Genomic DNA, 18,750 nt, shown 5'->3' on the forward strand with positions numbered 1-18,750 from the left:
AATGCTTGTTGTCTTGTGAAAGCACAGAAAGCTTACAACTCAAGCATAGCTTTTCGGTTTTCAACAGAACACAAATCTCGCACCTCAAGCATAGTTTTCGGTCTTGCAGCAGGGCAGAAACCTCGCACCTCAAGCATAGCTTTCGGTCTTGCAGCAGGGCCGAGCGTTGCTCGGCGGAGACCTGCTTCAGGATTTACCTTACTTGAAGTGATGGTGGCGCTGGCGATCTTCGCAGTTGCAGCAATTGCGTTAACCAAGGTTGCAATGCAATACACCCAGTCAACATCGAATGCCATTTTAAGAACCAAAGCACAATTTGTAGCGATGAATGAAGTGGCGATGATGGAAATGAACCAGGAGTGGCTGGAGGGTACGCAATCCAAGCAAGTCACATCTCAAGGTGAAACGTGGCAAATTGATAAAAAAGCACAATCGACGATTAGCCCGAAGATCCAGCGGATCGAGTTGCAAGTCAGCTTATTTAATAATGAACAAGGCAAGGTCGAAGCGGGCATTACCAATCTTGTGTTCTTTAACTATCCTGCGAAGGCCAGAACACAATGAAATACACACGTGCATTTACCCTGGTCGAATTATTGGTTGCCATTGCAATCTTTGCAGTACTTTCGATGCTGGGCTGGAAAGTTTTTGACTATCTATTAAAAGTCAAAGATCGCAATGCCGAACATGAAATGCATTTATTTGCCTTGCAGGACGCCTATCAGCAGGTGCTAAGAGATAGTCTGCAGATGATTCCTTTAACTGCTAATGATGATCGACAGTTGCAGGCAGCGCTGGTGTTGAATGATCAGCACTTTGCATTTAGCAAGGCAGGTGTTTCTGATCCATTGAAACAGGGTTTGTCTCCTTACGAGCGTATTGAATACCGCTATGATGCTGCCCAAAAGAAAGTCTATCGCCTGAAATATTCGAATCTGAATATTCCCAATCGTGTACAACCTGTTTCAAGTACTTTGCTGGAAAATGTCGACCAATTTAAGCTGACGGTATTGAACCCGCAAGAATTGACGCAATGGCCTGAAAATAGTGATCCAAGTAATATTGCTGAATTGAAGAGATTACCTCGCGGTATCAAAATTCAGTTGACGGTTGCAGGGACCGATTATGAGTGGATATATAGTCTGTTAAATAATACTTCAGATGTGGGCGGTCAGTAATGCCATGAAAAATCACTCATCTCAACATGGTATCGCATTGTTAACCATTCTGGTGATGGTGGCCTTGGCCACGATTCTGGCGGCAACTATTGCCAAACGACAGACCAATACTGCCGAGAATACCGGCTATTTGATGCGTCAGAACCAGTCCTTACTGTATGCTAAAAGTGCAGAAGCATTTTTTTCGGAATTGCTGATTCAGGACAGTGATAATGGTGAAAGTATTGATCATTTACAGGAAAACTGGGCCAAGCCGATGCCGCCATTTCCTGTGGATGATGGCTATGTTGCGGGGCGTTTAGTCGATGAGTCGGGCAAATTTAACCTGAATAATCTGGTCAAGGCAGATGGAACCCAAGTAGACGAGGCTTCGAGACGCTGGTTTGAAAAGCTGCTACAACGGGTTGGTCTGCCCGCAGAGCTCAGCCAGGCCGTGATTGACTGGCAAGATGTTGATGATGAAACCACAGGTGCGATGGGTGCGGAAAGTAATTATTATCAGGGCTTGGATCCCGCTTATCTGACACCAAATACCAAGTTTCATAGTGTGGAAGAGTTGAAACTGGTCAGAGGCTTTGAAGGTAAAAATTATGATTTGATTAAAGCTTATGTCACGGCATTACCGGAGTACACCAAGGTCAATATGAATACAGCACCAGCACTGTTATTGGCCAGTATTGATCCAAAGATTGATGTCAAAGCACTTGAACAAGCATTAAAAACCAAACAGGCCAACCTGACCTATTTCAATAATGTGGATGATTTATGGCAATTAAGTGTTTTTTCTGGAATAGATGAAGCAAACAAAGCCGATGCAACAGCTTTACTAGACAGTAAATCCAACTTTTTTACGGCACAGATTGAAGTGGTTTTAAGCGAACGGAAACGTCAGTTTACCAGTGCTTTGGCACGTAAAGATAAGCAAGTGACTGTTTATTCAAGAAGTCTTTCACCTTTCCAATAAATGTGTAGATTGATTTGTCAAATGGTGACAAGGTTTAAAATCAATCCCAATCCATGTTTTTTTGCTTTATAATAAAATCCGTTTGCAGATAAAGATTAGCTTGGTGCATGTTAATTCGTAAATTGTTTAAATTTGAGAATGCTCATATTGTACGTAACTGTACATCGGATCGTTGTAAGCGTTCGATTCATGGGCATAGTTATAAAGTTGAATTATTATTAAAAGCGTCAAAGCTGGATCATGGGCAGATGGTCTATGATTTCGGCTTACTTAAAGGCGTTATCAAGGAGCTATATGATAGCTTCGATCATGCCATCTGTTTCTGGCAGAAAGATGATCCTGCTTATATTGATGCATGTAAGACATTCAGTGCGCGCTGGATTTCCTTACCTGTTTCACCTTCAGCAGAACAGTTTTCGCGTATCTTTTTCTATCTCGCCCAGCAAGTGCTCAATTCAACTGTGACCCAGAATGGTGAAGGGGATGTTGAAGTGTATTCAGTGATTGTTCATGAAACTGATACGGGCTATGCACAGAGTTTTCAGGAAGATATTGAAAATGCACAAATGGGTGAATTGAGTCTGGAACAGATTGTGTTTTCAGAGCAGATACAGGCTGAATGGAGTGATATTCAGATGTATGAAAACCTGAAAAAAGGAACAAAATTCCAGAATCCGAATGTAGAATTACAAGTTAATATTTAAGTATCTTTCACTTAAATAAAAGAATTTATTTCAAGGAATGTTGATGCATTTTACTGAACAGCAACAGGACAAACTTAATAAGGTTCAGTTGGACGAGTCTTGGAAAATCTCATTGTCAGAGTTTCTTCTGAGTCCTAAAATGGATAATTTGCGTGAGTTTTTACAGCAAGAAAAGCTTGCAGAAAGAGTCATCTATCCACCAAGCAAACAGATCTTTAATGCATTAAATACCACACCATTAAATGCAGTGAAGGTCGTGATTCTGGGACAAGATCCTTATCATGGACCGAATCAGGCCAATGGTTTAAGTTTTTCCGTGCAAAGAGGGGTTGCATTACCTCCATCTTTGCGTAATATTTTTCACGAATTAAATACCGATCTGGGTGTGCCTGTTTCTCGTCATGGTGACTTGAGTAAATGGGCAGCACAAGGTGTGTTATTGCTCAACAGTGTACTTACGGTCGCGGCAGGACAGCCAACTTCACATCAAAAACAGGGATGGGAAGACTTTACCGATGCAGTCATTGATGTATTGAACGAGCAGCGTGAACATATCGTGTTTATTTTATGGGGCGCTTATGCACAGCGTAAAGGACAACGTATTGATCGTAACAAGCATCTTGTGCTCAGTGCAGCTCACCCATCACCACTTGCTGCAAACCGTGGTGGTTTCTTTGGCTGCAAAGTATTTTCTAAAACCAATCAATATTTGAAACAACATGGCATTGAGCCTATAGACTGGCAATTGGACGCATAATGACTTCTCCCGATTTAAATAGCTATCATCCTGATTTAGTTATTGAGCATGCAAAAAATGGTTGGCGAATCATTCGTCTTAATCGCCCTAAATCACTGCATGCTTTAGATGAGCCGATTGTAAGTGCTCTGCTGAAAGTATTTGAGCATTTTCATGAAGATGAAAGTGTTAAAGCGATCTGGTTCGATTCGACCACGCCAAAAGCATTCTGTGCAGGCGGGGATGTGCGTAAATTACGTCAGCTCGTTATTAATAAGGAAGTGGAAACAGCAAACCAGTTTTTCCAGCAAGAATATGCACTGGACTTACTGTTACATAATTATGCGAAACCCATCGTGGTTTGGGGCGAAGGTTATGTGATGGGTGGTGGGCTGGGCTTGTTTATGGCAGCGCCATTCCGTTTGGTGACGCCATATTCGCGTCTGGCAATGCCTGAAATCAATATTGGTTTATATCCAGATGTCGGTGCAAGCCGTTTCCTGGCTGACCGTGGTCAAATCGGTTTGTTTACAGGTCTAACCGGTTCTATCATGACTGCAGCAGGTGCGTTCAGTGTGGGTTGGGCGACGCATATCTGCGAAGCACAACGTGATAATGTGCTGCAAAAAGTATTAAATGTCGACTGGAACCATTATCCAGCGGGTGCTTTCCGTGCCATTGATGATACCTTGAACAGTTTACATCGTCCTGTGGCTGCGGGGCCGTTGCAAAATTCCATTGATGTGATTCATAGCGTTTGTCGTGGTCAGAGCTTTGAATATGACTATCAATCAATTATTGGCCTCAGTGATGCAAGTAGTGACTGGTTACGTCAGGCCAGTGAAAACCTGCAAAAAGGTTCACCAAGTACGGCGGCGATTACCTGGTTATTATGGCAATGGGGTAAACAGGGTCATGCATGGGATGAAGTGTTTGCATTGGAAGCGCAAATTTCTGAGTGGAAAATCCGTCACCCTGATTTTGTTGAAGGTGTGCGTGCCCGTCTGGTAGACAAAGACTTGTCTCCTGAATGGAAAGCAACAGAACAGTTAACGCTTAAGGGAATCTTGGGCGATTGCGCACCTGTAACCAATATTGAGAGCTGGAATGCGTTATTAAAGCACTATGGCGTGATTGCTTAAGTTGCTATGACTGTAGAAAATCATAATGATGAATACTGGATGCAGCTTGCCTATGAGCAGGCTGCATTAGCGGCATCACAGGGAGAAATTCCTGTTGGTGCCGTTCTTGTCAGTGATGATCAGGTCATTGGTGCGGGCTATAATGCACCGATTAAACTTTCAGATCCCACTGCACATGCGGAAATACAGGCGTTGCGTGCAGCTTGTCAGGCATTGAATAACTATCGGCTACCGGAAGATACAACCCTTTACGTCACACTTGAACCATGCACAATGTGTGTGGGAGCATTGGTGCATGCACGGGTGAAGCGGGTCGTTTTTGCTACAACTGAACCCAAAGCAGGTTCTCTGGTGAGTGCGCGGCAATTGCTTGAAAGTGGTTATTACAATCATAAATTTGTTTTTGAACAAGGATGTTTGCAAGCGCAATGTTCCTTGCAGCTGAGTGATTTTTTCAAACAAAGACGAAGTGAAAAGAAGAAAATCCGTTCGTCAAAAACGTCCTTAAATGATTAAAAATGTCTCATGAGTTGTGGCACACTAAGCCTCCAATGTTTTTGGGTAAAATCAAAAGGCGAAGTTATGCGTAATGCAATCACGATAAAAAAAGAATTCAATGCACCGATCTCTGAGGTTTTTGACTTGTTGTCAAAACATGCCACCTATAACAAGGCATTTGCGCCATTACAGGTGGTTCGTGTGAAAGATTCGGCTGATCCAGAACGTCCTGACGGGATTGGTTCAATTCGCCGCATGGGATTTGGGCCGATTAAACCGCTACAAGAAGAAATCACGTTATTGGAAGAGAATAAACGCATTGAATACAAATTGATCAACAATCCGCTGGTAAAACACCATTTAGGGCAAATTGACTTTAAAGAAATCACACCTTTTGTGACTTTAGTCACTTATAAGATTGAATTTACAGCAAAAGCACCTTTTGTAAGTAAATTAGTTCTTGCACAACTCAAAGCAGCGATTACACTAGGTTTTTCAAAATTAGCCAAATCAGTTGCTTCATAAGAGATGGGAATGACAGTTCATATTATTACGATTGATGGTCCAAGTGGTTCTGGTAAAGGCACATTGGCTGCAAAAATTGCCGCACATTATGGTTTTAGCTTATTAGACTCTGGTGCGTTATATCGTTTACTTGGGCTGTCTTTGTTTCAACATGGCTTACTCGATCAACTGGATACCCAGCTGGAGCAGTGTGTTAAATATGCCACCCAGCTCGATATTGAATTTAAGTCTACACCAGCAGCAACACTTGTCCTTCTGGAAGGGGTTGATGTCACCAATACCATTCGTACAGAGCAGGTTGGTGAATATGCTTCTAGAGTTGCGGCTGTTCCGGAGTTGAGAAAAGCTTTATTCGAACGTCAGCGTGCATTTATCCAGCCACCTGGTCTGGTGGCTGATGGTCGTGATATGGCGACTTCGATTTTTCCAGAAGCCCAAGCCAAGATTTATTTGACCGCATCGGCTGAATCTCGTGCAGCGCGCCGTGTAAAACAGTTGCAGGGTATGGGTCTTGATGCTAAAATAAGCGACATTTTATCTAACATACAGGCTAGAGATAAAAGAGATATGGAGCGAACAGTTGCTCCGCTCAAGCCAGCTGAAGGCGCGTATGTCATTGATAGTTCTACAATAGGCATCGATGAAGTGTTTCAGTTAATGGTGGACTATATCGATAGCCGTATTCAATAGATAGACCATTTTATTTTCAGTTGAAGCATTGCTTGATCAGATTTTTTGGACAATGTAACAACTTAACTAAACCGGCCTTGTCTGATCCAAGACCGCGGACTTTATCAGGTATATCATGACCGAATCTTTTGCAGCCCTCTTTGAAGAAAGTGAATTAAACCTCAACGTTGAAAAGGGTGCAGTCATCCAAGGTACTGTTGTTAGTATCGATTCTGACTGGGTTACTGTTGACACTGGCCTTAAATCTGAAGGCGTTGTTGACCGTGCTGAATTTTTAAATGAACAACGTGAACTTGAAGTTCAAGTTGGCGATACTGTTGACGTAGTTGTTGAAGCGCTTGACAACGGTATGGGTCAAACAGTTTTATCACGTGAAAAAGCGAAACGTGCTGAAACTTGGACTAAACTTGAGAAAATCTTTGAAGACGGCGAAATCGTTACTGGTGTTATCTCTGGTAAGGTTAAAGGCGGTTTCACTGTTGACATCGGTCCTGTACGTGCGTTCTTACCGGGTTCTTTAGTTGACACTCGTCCTATCCGTGACACTACTCACCTTGAAGGTAAAGAGTTAGAGTTCAAAGTAATCAAACTTGATGCTAAACGTAACAACGTTGTTGTATCTCGTCGTGCAGTTATGGAAGCTGAATCTTCAGCTGACCGTGAAGCATTACTTGCTCAACTTGAAGAAGGTCAAACAGTTACAGGTACGATCAAGAACCTTACTGATTACGGCGCGTTCGTTGATCTTGGTGGTATTGATGGTCTTCTACATATCACAGATATGGCTTGGAAGCGTATCAAGCACCCTTCAGAAGTTGTTGAAGTTGGTCAAGAAGTTACAGTTAAAGTACTTAAGTTTGACCGCGAGCGTAACCGCGTATCTTTAGGCCTTAAGCAATTAGGTGAAGATCCATGGTTAGCGATCATGAGCCGTTACCCTAAAGGTTCTATCGTTAAAGCACGTGTAACTAACTTAACTGACTACGGTTGCTTCGCTGAAATCGCTGAAGGCGTTGAAGGCTTAGTACACGTTTCAGAAATGGACCACACGAACAAAAACATCCACCCATCTAAAGTTGTTCAGATCGGTGACGAAGTTGATGTTATGGTTCTTGAAGTTGACGAAGAACGTCGTCGTATTTCATTGGGTATCAAACAAACTCGTGCTAACCCATGGGAAGAGTTTGCTAAAGCGCATGAAAAAGGCGAAAAAGTTTCTGGTACAATCAAGTCAATCACTGACTTCGGTATCTTCATCGGCTTAAACGGTGGTATCGACGGTTTAGTTCACTTGTCTGATATTTCTTGGAACGAACAAGGCGAAGAAGCGATTCGTCGTTACAAGAAAGGCGACACAGTTGAAGCAGTTATCTTGTCTGTAGACGCTGAAGGTAACCGTATCAGCCTTGGTATCAAGCAATTAAACAGCGATCCATTCAATGACTTCTTGGCTGCGAATGAGCGCGGTGCTTTAGTTAAAGGTACTGTAACTGCTGTTGATGCTAAAGGTGCTACAGTTAAATTAGCTGATGACATCGAAGCAACACTTAAAGCTTCTGAAATCAACCGTGACCGCGTTGAAGATGCGACTAAATTCCTAGAAGTTGGTCAAGAAGTTGAAGCGAAGATCATCAACGTTGATCGCAAATCTCGCTCTATCAACTTGTCTATCAAAGCGAAAGACGAAGCTGAAGAGAAAGAAGCTGTGAACAATGCTCGCCAAGCTGCTGCAACTCAAGCTGCAGAAAGCAATGGTCCTAAGACTATTGGTGACTTAATTAAAGCTCAAATGAAGTAATTTGTTAAAAAGTACGTTTCTTGTAACAGAGACGTACTTTTTTATACAAAAATACTGTAAACGGTAGCGTAGTAATCATGTACTGCGCTACCGTTTTGTATTTAAACAGGTTATTATTAAAAACATTGGAAAGTAGCGATAATTAAAGAGGTCATCAATGACTACTGAAGCACTTAATAAATCTGATTTAATTGAACGGATTGCGCTTAAAAACCCACACTTGGCTGAACCTTTAGTTGAAGATGCAGTTAAGATCATGATTGATCAAATGATTGAAGCGCTTTCAAGCGGCGATCGTATTGAGATTCGTGGTTTTGGTAGTTTTGCATTACATCACCGTGAACCACGTTTGGGTCGTAACCCTAAAACAGGTAAGTCGGTTGATGTTGCAGCAAAAGCAGTTCCACACTTTAAACCTGGTAAGGCACTTCGTGATGCAGTAAACGAATCTGCTGAATAAGTATTGAGGTCTTTATGCGTTATATCTTAATTGCATTACTCGTTGCCATTTTTGGTTATTCACTTGCTTTGGTACTTCAAAACCCGGCTGAGTTACAAGTAGACTTATTATTTACTCAAGTTCCAGCAATGCGTTTGGGGTTATTACTTTTATTGACGTTAGTCTTAGGTGTTGTTGTCGGTCTGCTTCTTGGCGTACAGGTTTTCCGCGTTTTCCAAACCAGTTGGGAAATTAAGCGTTTACGCAAAGATATTGACCATCTGCGTAAAGAGCAAATTCAACTTGCACAGCAAGCTGCCGCAGAAGCTGCTGCAAGTGTAAGACATGAGAAAACAGTTCTGGATATTAATCCGGAAAGTCAAACTCGTACTCCGTTATAATTTTTATATTGCAAGCCTTATAAAATCTTCATGATTGTGTAAGGTATTAAAAAGCTCTTTATTGGATTAAAGAGCTTTTTTTTTGTTTTATGGAAATCCGAAATATCTCAGCATAGCTGTAATGAGCATCGCCACTAAAATAACGACAATAAGTGAATATTTTTTCCATGCAAAAATGATCGCAACCGAAACACCGATTATTTTGCTGATTCCGCTAAAATGGGTTTCAGTAAAAAGGGTATTGAATACCGCTAAGGTGAACAGCAAAACACAGGCAGAATCTGCCAGTAATTGCTTATGATGTTCTTTAATTTCGATGCGATTTGCCAGATAAAAGCCTGAATAACGGATCAGATAGGTCCCTAGAGCAAGTACAACAACGCCGATAAATATATAATTCTCACTGTATTTCATTTTGTTTTCCGACCTAACATTAAACCAAGCATAGACACTAAAACAGGAAGGCCTGTGGGAAGTAAGGGAATAGCAGCTAGGGAAAGGGAGGTGCCCAGAAATACCCGATTTCGTGTGGTCTTATTCTTGAGCATGGGCAGGATCAAGGCAAAAAGAATGGCCGGGAATGCTGCATCAATACCAAATACATAAATATCCGGGATGTTTTTGCTCAGTAGATAACCGGTGAACACGCCGAGGGGCCAAAGTATGCTGATACCTACGCCACACATCCAGTAAGCCCATTTCTTTAAATGTGGTTCCTGCTGACTTAGCCCGAACATGACACTTTCATCATTCATGATATGGCAGGCAATAAAGTGATAGACATTCTTCTCAATAAAGGTTGCGACAGATAATCCAAAAGGTAAATGACGCAAATTGATGAGTATGCCTGTGAATGCGGCAAATACGGGATTGGCTCCTGTTGCAATCATGCCAATAAAAGTAAATTCCGCTGCGCCAGCCAGTACCGTTAAGGAAAGCGCGAGAGGAATCCACATGGGCAAGTCAAAACTGGCTGCAACTGATCCAAGAGAAATCCCGACAATTCCTGTTGCGACTGAGATGAGAATGATGGCTTTGATTAAGTTATAGCGTTCTTTATCTTGCATCTTTATTTTCTATATCAAACGACCGTACGTTATAATAGATCAATCTTATATCGTTCGTCAAAACGAACATTCGTTTTTTATGGTGGATTATGGCGTTGCCAATTGAAATTGTTGCAAAAGGATTGCAAAGAGAGAGACAAAAAGCAGGATTGTCGTTGGCTGAGGTCGCACGTCGGGCGGGTATAGCCAAATCAACCTTATCGCAATTGGAAGCCGCACAAGGCAATCCTAGTCTGGAAACGTTATGGGCCTTGTGTGTGGCTTTGGATATTCCATTTGCAAAGTTAATGGAAAGTAATATTGCCCAAACGCAGGTCATACGTTTTGGTGAAGGGCCATCCGTTTCATCTGAAATTGCTCATTATCAGGCTATTCTATTGGCCAATTGCCCAACTGGGGCCCGACGTGATGTGTATATGCTCACCACCCAGCCTGGTGAACCGCGCTGTAGTCAGCCTCATCCGATTGGCAGTATTGAACATATTGTGATTATGAAAGGTCAGGCCAGAGTCGGCTTAATTTCCGAGCCCATCTTGCTTAATGAAGGGGATTACATTTGCTATCCTGCCGATCAACCGCATATCTTTGAAGCTTTACAAGCGGATACAAGAGCAATCCTGATCTCTGAGCAAAGATAGTGATGATTTCCCTATGCTAGAAAGTCTTTTTTGCATTATGCGTAGATTGTTACTTTGTTCATGGGGGGAATCACTTTATAATTAACTGATTTTTATGTGATGGAACTAGATTCGTGAGTATTATTGTTGCCCTAGACGCAAAAAGCCAATATGACGCCTTAACAATTGTTGATCAGCTTGATCCGTCACTTTGCCGTGTAAAAGTTGGCAAAGAGCTTTTTACTCATGAAGGCCCATCAATTGTGAAGAACTTGCAAGACAAAGGTTTTGACGTTTTTCTTGATTTAAAATTCCATGATATTCCAAATACCACCGCTCAAGCGGTATGTGCTGCTGCCGACTTAGGGGTATGGATGGTCAATGTGCATGCTTCAGGCGGCCGCAAGATGATGGAAACCTGTGTTGAGCGATTGAAAGCAGGTAACTATCAGACTCAACTGATTGCAGTAACTGTTTTAACCTCAATGGGACGTGAAGATTTACGTGATATCGGTCTGGATATCGAGCCGGTTGAACAGGTGAAGCGTTTAGCCAAACTTACGCAGGAAAGTGGACTGGATGGTGTGGTGTGTTCAGCCCAAGAAGCGAAAATCCTTCGTGATCTGTTAGGTCAGCAGTTTGCTTTGGTTACACCGGGTATTCGTCCAGAGGGTTCAAATGCAGACGACCAAAAACGTATTGTGACCCCAAAACAGGCCATGCTGGATGGTTCAACGCATTTAGTGATTGGTCGTCCAATCACCAAAGCGGAAAAACCGACTGAGATGTTGAAATCAATTTTGGCTTCGATTTAATGAAGTCGAAGTTTAAAAGGTTATACTGAGAAATAAACTGATCAAGAGTGGTGCGAGCAGCGATAGAATCAATCCGCTCATCATGGCATGTGGGACATAATGTGTGCCACATGACTGTTTTACCATCGCAAGCGTCACATCCATTGAAGTCGCACCTGCACTGGAAATCGCCGAGCGTGGAAAGCGCCAACCTAGACAATACATCAATAAAATTGCAAAAATTTCCCTAAATAAATCGGTTAACAGGGCAATCCCTCCCAGTTTGGCCGAGTGCAGTTCGGTAAATAAAATCCCAGACATTGAATACCAGCCATAACCTTGTGCTAGGGCCATGACTTCATTCAGGCTGTAATGATTCGATAAAATAAAATAATTCACAATTGCTGCCAGACAAGATCCGATGAATGCAGCCACGGGCACCAGTAAAATTTTCCAGCTTAACCAGCTACGATCGAATTGAGTAAAGGCCAGCTCAACGCCAATCAAGAAAATAAAGATCAGTAATAAATACCAGCTATTAAAGGTGATCTGCAGCTCTAAGCTTTGAATGAGCATCCCCAAGCCAATCCCGACCGCCAAGGCCATAAAGGCTTTGCCAATATTCTTTAGTGCATTGAGAAACAGATGGAGTGAGATTTTCCCTTGCACACTTTGCCGATCAATCAGCTTATAAGTCATTAAACAAATGAAAAAAGAACCAATTGACGTAGTGAATGCAATGAGTACTGCTGGTGGCAAGATTGCGGCTGGATTTGGAATATGGTTGAGTGCTTGCGTGAGTTCAAAGGCAACACTGACCAGTAAAATATAAGAAAAATAGGGAAGAATTCTAAATACAAATTTCTTTAGGGATTGAGATAAATGCGGTGCTATAAAATAGCCTAAGCTAATACAAACAAAAATTTGGAAAATCAGAACAAAAGAGGTCATACGATCAGAGCGTTTACAGTGCTGATTTATTATGCAGGGAAATCTTATACTTGGGTAGTTTTATATATCATTTGATCAAGAAAGTTTGGGCGTGTGAAGCTTCCGGAATTCTTATGCTATTGGAATATGTAGATTGAATGCGCTGATTCATCTATGCATATCACATCAGGTGAAATATACTTTTATCAGTACTAGAGGTAGATGATTTGTGACAGCAGCCAAGATTCAAAAATATGCATTACAACGTTTTGCAAAACAGGGCTTTGCAGCCACGTCATTGAATGAAATTGCAACCGATGTTGGCATCAAGAAACCTTCAATTTATGCCCATTTCAAGAATAAGGATGAACTTTATCTTAGCCTGATTCCGATCATGATTGAAGAAGAGCTGGGCTATGCCCAAACGGTCTTGCAAGGTGGGGAACAGCTTCAGCAGCAATTGTATGATTATTTTATCAGTATCGAACAGCGCTTTAACGCGTCTTATGCGGTTCAGTTCTGGATGAATGCCTTGATCAGTCCACCCGTGCATTTATATGATCAGGTGATTGAGCCGATGCACCTATTCATGGCTGATTTGGAACAGCTATTTTGGCAAGCGATTCAGAATTCTGAAGTGGTTAAAAATCAGCATCAACTTGACGCTCAGACCCTTGCTCGGGTATGCATGAGTTTTGTGGATGCCTTGCAAAGTGAATTGATCTATGGCGGTCGAGAAAAGTTTCGACTTCGTTTGGATGCCATCTTAAAGGCATTGAATGTATTGATCAGTACCCGAATTTAAAAGGTACTGATACCGTTGAATATCGTTATTCAGCTTCTACGACAGGAAAACTAGCCCGTTGTCCTGAAGCGGCAAAAATAGATAAGCCTAGTGCGATGCTGCTACAGATGAATAAACTCGCCGGAAGCAGGCTGATATTAACCTCGATCAAACTCACCATAAAACCAATCAGTGACGCAAGCGCATATTGAAGTAAGCCCATCAAGGATGATGCTGCGCCAGTCAAATGCTGCGGGCTTTGTTGCATGGTCAGTGCGGTGACATTACCAAAGATAAATCCTGTAGACCAGATACTCAGTCCCAGAAGTACAATGTATTGCCATAAGCTTAACTCATAAAAAGACACACTCAATAAGAGCGCCAAGCTAGCTCCACTGAATATACACATACCGAGAACCAGTAAGCGTTGAGCCGACCAGCGTTTTAAGAGCAGGATTGAAACCTGTCCAAGAATGATTAGTCCAATGGCATTGGCCGCAAATAAGGTACTAAATGTTTCATTATGAATATGATAATGTTGAATAAAAATAAAAGGAGACTGGCTCAGGTAAACAAAGAAAGCACCCAAAATGGAACCACCTGCAAGGGTATAAGCCATAAAGCGCCTATTTAAGCTCAATGTCTGATAGCTGGTTCTGATGGTGCCGAGCTGGAGTGGCTGACGATACTCAGGTTTTAAGGTTTCGGGTATGGCGTAATTGCCCCATAGCCATAAGAGCATACCGAGTACGGCCAATATATAGAAAATAAGCGTCCATGATCCGAATCGAAGAATAAAGCTACCGAATAAAGGTGCAATGATGGGAATGATCATCATCACTTGCATCAGGATCGAAAAGTTTTTGGCACTGCTTTGCGCATCACATACATCGGAAATAATTGCTCGGGGTACCACTAATCCTGCCGATGCGCCTATGGCCTGTAGGAATCGGGCAGCCAGTAACCATTCAATCGACGGCGCAATTGCAGCCAGTAAAGATCCCAAAATAAAGATTGCAATACCAGTCAGCAACGGTTTGCGTCGACCAAAACGGTCCAGCAAAGGCCCATAAATCCCTTGACCGATGGCAAGACCAATCAGAAACACCGATAGAGTGAGCTGGATATGTCCGGGTGTGGTTGCAAAGCTTTCGGCAAGTAGTGGAAATGCAGGTAAATAAATATCAATTGCCAGTGCATCTAAGGCGGTAAATAAGGACAGCAGTAGTAACAAAGACCAACTGATTTTAGAGATTGGCGGAGCAGATTGCATATCTTGTAGACTCTAGGACAGAAAGAAAGTGAACAGACATTATTTAACTACCTAACGGTAGGTAGTTAAAATCTTAGCATGATTTTTCCGCTTTTGCTTATAAAAAGAAATGAAGTTTTAAATTGGAAATGATAAAGAAATTAAGAGGACAAGTAGGAGGTGTAAGTCGTTGTATCATTCGGAAATAAAAAAGCCCATGAGACAATCAAGGGCTTTTTAACTCTTTACTATTTATGCAGCATTGGATTTAGCATCAGTTGAGCTGCTGATAAAATTATAATCAGCCACGTTTACTTTGCGTGTCTCTAGCCAGTATCTCCAGGTATAGGTAGGCCATAATGAAAAGTTTTTGCCATCAGCAGCTTGATACCAACTGCTACAGCCACCCGCTTGCCAGACCGTACCTTTCAGTTGCTCTTGTACACGTTCATTGAACTGATCCTGAACATCATGCTTGATTTCGACAGCTTGGGTCTTGGTTTGATCGACGGTCTGAATCAGTTGCAGAATATAGTTCACTTGTGATTCGATCATGAAAATTACAGAGTTATGACCAAGAATGGTATTGGGTCCAAGTAACTGGAACAAATTCGGGAAATTTTTGGTGCTGATACCATAATAGCTTTCCGCACCATCTTTCCATGCCTGTTTCAGTTCAATGCCATTACGACCAATACAGTTGAAATGCTTTAAATAAATACGTGGATCGGTAATGAAGCCCGTACCATAAATTAGGCAATCAATTTGGCGTTCTTTGCCATCTTTAGTGATAATGCCGTTCGCTGTAATTTCCTGAATAGCATCCGTCACCAGTTCAACATTGTCACGGTTAAAGGTCGGGAAGTATTTATTAGAAATCAGAATACGTTTACAGCCCATGACAAAATCTGGGGTCAGTTTTTTCGCCAGTTCTTTATCCTTGACCTGGAAACGGATAAAAGCTTCTGCCAGTTTTTGGCCGTATTTCATGATTTGTGGCTGCACAATCGGTACAACACGAGATTCATTGGTCCAGTACAGGCGGGTTCTGTGAATCTGACGATAAATATTCGACGCTTTAAAAAGTCTTTTGCTGAGCTGTGAGTATTTACGTTCATCACGCGGAATGACCCAGGCAGCAGTACGTTGTAATACATAGAGCTGCTTAACTTCGGGTGCGATTTCTGGAATGTACTGAATGGCACTACCACCTGTGCCAATAGATGCAACGGATTTACCTGTTAAATCATAATCGTGATCCCATTGAGACGAATGGAACACTTTGCCCTTAAAGTTTTCAATGCCTTTGACATGAGGAATTTGCGGAACATGCAACGGGCCAGAAGCAAAGATCACAAATTGCGCTTCGAGGGTGGCCTGATCTTTAAAGTCCAAGGTCCAGATATTGCGGTTTTCATCAAACTCGGCTTTGGTCACTTCATGTCCGAATTTGCAATAGTCTTTTAATTGATATTGTGCTGTGATGTCCTGAATATAGGTAAAAATTTCATCTGCTTCTGCATAACGTTTTGACCAGTCGGTTTTTGGCGCAAAAGACAGGGAATACATATGTGACTGCACATCGCATGCTGCCCCCGGATATTGGTTTTCACGCCATGTACCACCGACGTCATTGGTTTTTTCTAAAATTACAAAATCATGGATTTGACTTTGCAACAGGCGAATGGCCATCGCTAAACCACCAAAACCTGCACCAATAATTGCCACTTTTGTTTTTTGAATCGCATTTTTGGTTACATTACCCATAGCGTATATCCTGTACAGCTAAATTTTGTGCCAGTTTAACGGTTTTATCGAGATTAAATATGATTGTACCGACGTAAAACTTGACCATTTCGGCAATTCATTTGCTCAGGTTTTTATAGTAAAACATTAAAGTTTTGAGAACTGCATTAGGAACTATGAAGAGATCTATCCTCGGATTGATGTATTTGATTCAGGGCATGCGTCATGTCGGCATTGATGTGGATGCACGTTTAGCCAACATGGGTATACACGCCGATGCCTTAGATCCAGGTTCAATTATTCCTGATGAGATCGAATGGGATATCTTGCAACATATTAGTCAGGATATTTCACCTGAACAAGGTCTGTTCATCGGGCAGCATTATGCGCTGGCCGGTTATGGACCATTCCTGATGCTGTTGGTGACCAGTGAAACCGTACATAAGGCATTGTTGAATGGTGTGCAGTTTCAGCAATTAACCCATTTGTTTGGTTCTTTACATCTCGAAATTAAAGAAGATTTTATTTATCTGTTCTATCAGCCGGTTGACCTGAATACGCATTTAGGGCAATTGCGTGCGCAATGTGAAATTTCAGGGACCTATAAGTTCTTACAAGATATTTTTAAAATGATGGGGCTGGAGATCCCGAATATCCGGATCGAATTGCCATTTACCCGTCCGAAAGACTTAAATTTGTTTGCAGCGTATCAGGATTATTATGGGCAGGATGTCAAATTTGGATGCAGAGAGGCTGCTTTCATATTAGAAAATACCCAAATACTGAACATTAAAATTCCCTCTGCTGATGTATTGACCTATCGCATTTATGAAGAAAAATGCCTAGCGGATATTCAAAATCTAGAAAAAAGTGCCAGTCTGAAATTAACCGTGGTGGAGTATGTGAAGGATTATCTGGAAATGCAAAACGGCGTCATTCCGACGATGGCGGAAACGGCCTGTGCCTTGCATATTCCTGAGCGCACGTTAAGGCATCAATTGCAGCAAATGCAGACCAGTTATAAGGAAATTCGTGAAAAGCTGATTCAACAGAAGGCAATAAAATTCATCGAAAACAGTTCATACTCGATTGAACAGGTGGCTGAAATGTTGGGTTATTCTGAACCTGCAGCGTTCAATCATGCCTTTAAAAGATGGTTTGGACTGAGTCCAAGACAATACAACCGGAATCATTAAATGATTAAAAATGGTACATTATGATGTTTAAACTCCATGATAATTAAGCCTAAAATCTAATGTCATTGAACAGAATGTTCGATATAATTTTCACCAATTAAAATTGCAATAACACCTTATGTCAAATTCTAAACCAGACTCACATAGCACTGCATTTATCCCAACGTCACCTGCTGAGCGTTATACTCAAGCACTTGAGTCAGGACAATTCATGCCAGATGAAGCACAAGCTCAGGCTGTGCGAGAGTTAGACCGAGTATGGAAAGAGTTACTCACCCGTTATAAGGCTTCCAAGAAAGCGTTTCGACGTTTCCGTCGTCAAACCTATCCGAAAGGCGTTTATATGTGGGGTGGTGTAGGTCGTGGCAAAACGTGGTTGATGGATCAGTTTTATGAATCTGTTCCATTCCGCCGTAAAATGCGTATGCACTTCCATCACTTTATGCAACATGTCCACAAAGAGTTGAATAAGCTTTCAGGTCAACGAAATCCTTTAGATTTGGTTGCGGATCAGATTTATAAAGATGCTGTTGTAATTTGCTTTGACGAATTTTTCGTATCGAACGTTACTGATGCAATGATCCTGAGCGATTTGTTCCAGAAGCTATTTGAACGTGGCATTACGCTGGTTGCAACTTCAAATATTGCGCCGGATGGCTTGTATAAGAACGGGATTCATCGTGACCGATTCTTGCCAACCATTGAGCTGGTCAAGAAAAACTGCGTAGTCTTAAACGTTGATGCCGGTGTGGATTATCGTTTACGCGTCTTGAAACAAGCGCAACTGTTCAAGTATCCATTAACCGATGATGCTCAAGCATGGTTAGCAGGGCGTTTTAAAGCATTGACCCAAACCCAGGCGCAATCAAATTCTCCAATCATGATCAATAATCGTGTAGTAGAGACTTTAGGCCATACTGAAGATGTATTGTGGTGTGAATTCTCGGAACTATGTTTTAAACCGCGTAGTCCGGCCGACTTTATTGAAATTGCCAACATTTACAACACCGTGTTGGTGAGTAACGTTCCGCATTTGACCGATTTCCTGTCTGAAGGAACACGCCGTTTTATTTATCTGGTCGATGAATTCTATGACCGTGGCGTAAAACTGATTCTTACTTCTGAAGATTCAATCATTGATTTGTATGAAGGTGAGAAACTGGCATTTGAAATTGAACGGACGCGTTCACGTTTACTGGAAATGCAATCGGATGATTATCTGCATTCGGAGCATCGGCAGATTCAGGTTGCACAGACCTCATAAATCAAAAAGGCATTCTTCGGAATGC

The 18,750-nt window shown here is 41.9% G+C and carries 22 protein-coding genes; 17 read left to right on the forward strand and 5 right to left on the reverse strand.

The features are described 5' to 3' along the window. Positions 1 to 135 precede the first annotated feature (135 nt). From gspI to ACNQO6_RS06685, 12 genes are all read left to right on the forward strand, one after another. Positions 136 to 564: a type II secretion system minor pseudopilin GspI gene (gene gspI / locus ACNQO6_RS06630; RefSeq protein ID WP_228131941.1), complete on the forward strand. Its 429-nt coding sequence runs from the start codon at positions 136 to 138 to the stop codon at positions 562 to 564. Continuing rightward, positions 561 to 1,178 carry a type II secretion system minor pseudopilin GspJ gene (gspJ, locus tag ACNQO6_RS06635; RefSeq protein WP_440208447.1) on the forward strand — a complete coding sequence of 206 codons (618 nt, stop codon included), beginning with the start codon at positions 561 to 563 and terminating at the stop codon, positions 1,176 to 1,178. The genes gspI and gspJ overlap by 4 nt, the downstream gene beginning before the upstream one ends. Positions 1,179 to 1,182: 4 nt before the next feature. After that, positions 1,183 to 2,142 (forward strand): type II secretion system minor pseudopilin GspK, encoded by a 960-nt coding sequence (gspK, locus tag ACNQO6_RS06640; RefSeq protein ID WP_309346646.1) that lies wholly within the window; start codon positions 1,183 to 1,185, stop codon positions 2,140 to 2,142. Positions 2,143 to 2,249: 107 nt separating this feature from the next. Continuing rightward, positions 2,250 to 2,846: a 6-pyruvoyl trahydropterin synthase family protein gene (locus ACNQO6_RS06645; RefSeq protein ID WP_440208448.1), complete on the forward strand. Its 597-nt coding sequence runs from the start codon at positions 2,250 to 2,252 to the stop codon at positions 2,844 to 2,846. A gap of 43 nt (positions 2,847 to 2,889) precedes the next feature. Further along, positions 2,890 to 3,603, forward strand: a complete 714-nt coding sequence (ung, locus tag ACNQO6_RS06650; protein WP_343578654.1) for a uracil-DNA glycosylase — start codon at positions 2,890 to 2,892, stop codon at positions 3,601 to 3,603. Further along, positions 3,600 to 4,724 carry an enoyl-CoA hydratase/isomerase family protein gene (locus ACNQO6_RS06655; protein WP_343578658.1) on the forward strand — a complete coding sequence of 375 codons (1,125 nt, stop codon included), beginning with the start codon at positions 3,600 to 3,602 and terminating at the stop codon, positions 4,722 to 4,724. The genes ung and ACNQO6_RS06655 overlap by 4 nt, the downstream gene beginning before the upstream one ends. Before the next feature lie 6 nt (positions 4,725 to 4,730). Beyond that, on the forward strand, positions 4,731 to 5,240 hold the full coding sequence (gene tadA / locus ACNQO6_RS06660) for a tRNA adenosine(34) deaminase TadA (RefSeq protein ID WP_343578653.1): 510 nt from the start codon (positions 4,731 to 4,733) through the stop codon (positions 5,238 to 5,240). Between the two features lie 66 nt (positions 5,241 to 5,306). Further along, positions 5,307 to 5,747: an SRPBCC family protein gene (locus ACNQO6_RS06665; protein ID WP_343578652.1), complete on the forward strand. Its 441-nt coding sequence runs from the start codon at positions 5,307 to 5,309 to the stop codon at positions 5,745 to 5,747. Between the two features lie 9 nt (positions 5,748 to 5,756). Further along, positions 5,757 to 6,437: a (d)CMP kinase gene (cmk, locus tag ACNQO6_RS06670; RefSeq protein ID WP_312049159.1), complete on the forward strand. Its 681-nt coding sequence runs from the start codon at positions 5,757 to 5,759 to the stop codon at positions 6,435 to 6,437. Positions 6,438 to 6,552: 115 nt separating this feature from the next. After that, positions 6,553 to 8,235 (forward strand): 30S ribosomal protein S1, encoded by a 1,683-nt coding sequence (gene rpsA, locus ACNQO6_RS06675; protein ID WP_004639293.1) that lies wholly within the window; start codon positions 6,553 to 6,555, stop codon positions 8,233 to 8,235. A gap of 157 nt (positions 8,236 to 8,392) precedes the next feature. After that, positions 8,393 to 8,695, forward strand: a complete 303-nt coding sequence (locus tag ACNQO6_RS06680) for an integration host factor subunit beta (RefSeq protein ID WP_004653854.1) — start codon at positions 8,393 to 8,395, stop codon at positions 8,693 to 8,695. A 14-nt stretch (positions 8,696 to 8,709) separates the two neighbouring features. Continuing rightward, positions 8,710 to 9,075, forward strand: coding sequence for a lipopolysaccharide assembly protein LapA domain-containing protein (locus tag ACNQO6_RS06685; protein WP_343578648.1), 366 nt, complete (start codon positions 8,710 to 8,712; stop codon positions 9,073 to 9,075). A gap of 87 nt (positions 9,076 to 9,162) precedes the next feature. Here ACNQO6_RS06685 and ACNQO6_RS06690 read toward each other — a convergent pair whose 3' ends face one another. Further along, positions 9,163 to 9,489 carry an AzlD domain-containing protein gene (locus ACNQO6_RS06690; protein ID WP_440208449.1) on the reverse strand — a complete coding sequence of 109 codons (327 nt, stop codon included), beginning with the start codon at positions 9,487 to 9,489 and terminating at the stop codon, positions 9,163 to 9,165. Continuing rightward, positions 9,486 to 10,142: an AzlC family ABC transporter permease gene (locus ACNQO6_RS06695; RefSeq protein ID WP_440208450.1), complete on the reverse strand. Its 657-nt coding sequence runs from the start codon at positions 10,140 to 10,142 to the stop codon at positions 9,486 to 9,488. Before ACNQO6_RS06695 ends, ACNQO6_RS06690 begins: the two co-directional genes overlap by 4 nt. 89 nt (positions 10,143 to 10,231) lie before the next feature. On the opposite strand from ACNQO6_RS06695, the gene ACNQO6_RS06700 reads away from it, so the two are divergent. Together ACNQO6_RS06700 and pyrF are read left to right on the forward strand one after the other, a co-directional pair. Continuing rightward, the gene (locus tag ACNQO6_RS06700) at positions 10,232 to 10,780 is read left to right on the forward strand and encodes a helix-turn-helix domain-containing protein (RefSeq protein ID WP_005230792.1); all 549 of its coding nucleotides are present in this window, start codon (positions 10,232 to 10,234) and stop codon (positions 10,778 to 10,780) included. A 113-nt stretch (positions 10,781 to 10,893) separates the two neighbouring features. Then, positions 10,894 to 11,574: an orotidine-5'-phosphate decarboxylase gene (gene pyrF, locus ACNQO6_RS06705; protein WP_032869427.1), complete on the forward strand. Its 681-nt coding sequence runs from the start codon at positions 10,894 to 10,896 to the stop codon at positions 11,572 to 11,574. 12 nt (positions 11,575 to 11,586) lie between these two features. On the opposite strand, the gene ACNQO6_RS06710 is transcribed toward pyrF, so the two are convergent. Beyond that, positions 11,587 to 12,504, reverse strand: a complete 918-nt coding sequence (locus ACNQO6_RS06710; protein WP_440208451.1) for a lysine exporter LysO family protein — start codon at positions 12,502 to 12,504, stop codon at positions 11,587 to 11,589. A gap of 208 nt (positions 12,505 to 12,712) precedes the next feature. Between ACNQO6_RS06710 and ACNQO6_RS06715 the strand changes: the two genes are divergently transcribed. Beyond that, a complete protein-coding gene (locus ACNQO6_RS06715) occupies positions 12,713 to 13,288 on the forward strand; it encodes a TetR/AcrR family transcriptional regulator (protein ID WP_440208452.1) in 576 nt (191 codons plus the stop codon). Between the two features lie 25 nt (positions 13,289 to 13,313). Here the strand turns inward: ACNQO6_RS06715 and ACNQO6_RS06720 are convergent, their stop codons facing one another. Then, the gene (locus ACNQO6_RS06720) at positions 13,314 to 14,540 is read right to left on the reverse strand and encodes a multidrug effflux MFS transporter (protein WP_440208453.1); all 1,227 of its coding nucleotides are present in this window, start codon (positions 14,538 to 14,540) and stop codon (positions 13,314 to 13,316) included. Positions 14,541 to 14,771: 231 nt separating this feature from the next. Then, positions 14,772 to 16,286 carry a flavin-containing monooxygenase gene (locus ACNQO6_RS06725; protein WP_440208454.1) on the reverse strand — a complete coding sequence of 505 codons (1,515 nt, stop codon included), beginning with the start codon at positions 16,284 to 16,286 and terminating at the stop codon, positions 14,772 to 14,774. A 155-nt stretch (positions 16,287 to 16,441) separates the two neighbouring features. Here ACNQO6_RS06725 and ACNQO6_RS06730 point away from each other — a divergent pair, with 155 nt between their 5' ends. Beyond that, the gene (locus tag ACNQO6_RS06730) at positions 16,442 to 17,461 is read left to right on the forward strand and encodes a helix-turn-helix domain-containing protein (RefSeq protein WP_440208455.1); all 1,020 of its coding nucleotides are present in this window, start codon (positions 16,442 to 16,444) and stop codon (positions 17,459 to 17,461) included. A gap of 118 nt (positions 17,462 to 17,579) precedes the next feature. Then, on the forward strand, positions 17,580 to 18,725 hold the full coding sequence (gene zapE / locus ACNQO6_RS06735; RefSeq protein WP_440208456.1) for a cell division protein ZapE: 1,146 nt from the start codon (positions 17,580 to 17,582) through the stop codon (positions 18,723 to 18,725). The last annotated feature ends 25 nt before the right edge of the window (positions 18,726 to 18,750 follow it).

The sequence above is a fragment of the Acinetobacter calcoaceticus genome (genome assembly GCF_051947995.1).
Taxonomy (GTDB): domain Bacteria; phylum Pseudomonadota; class Gammaproteobacteria; order Pseudomonadales; family Moraxellaceae; genus Acinetobacter.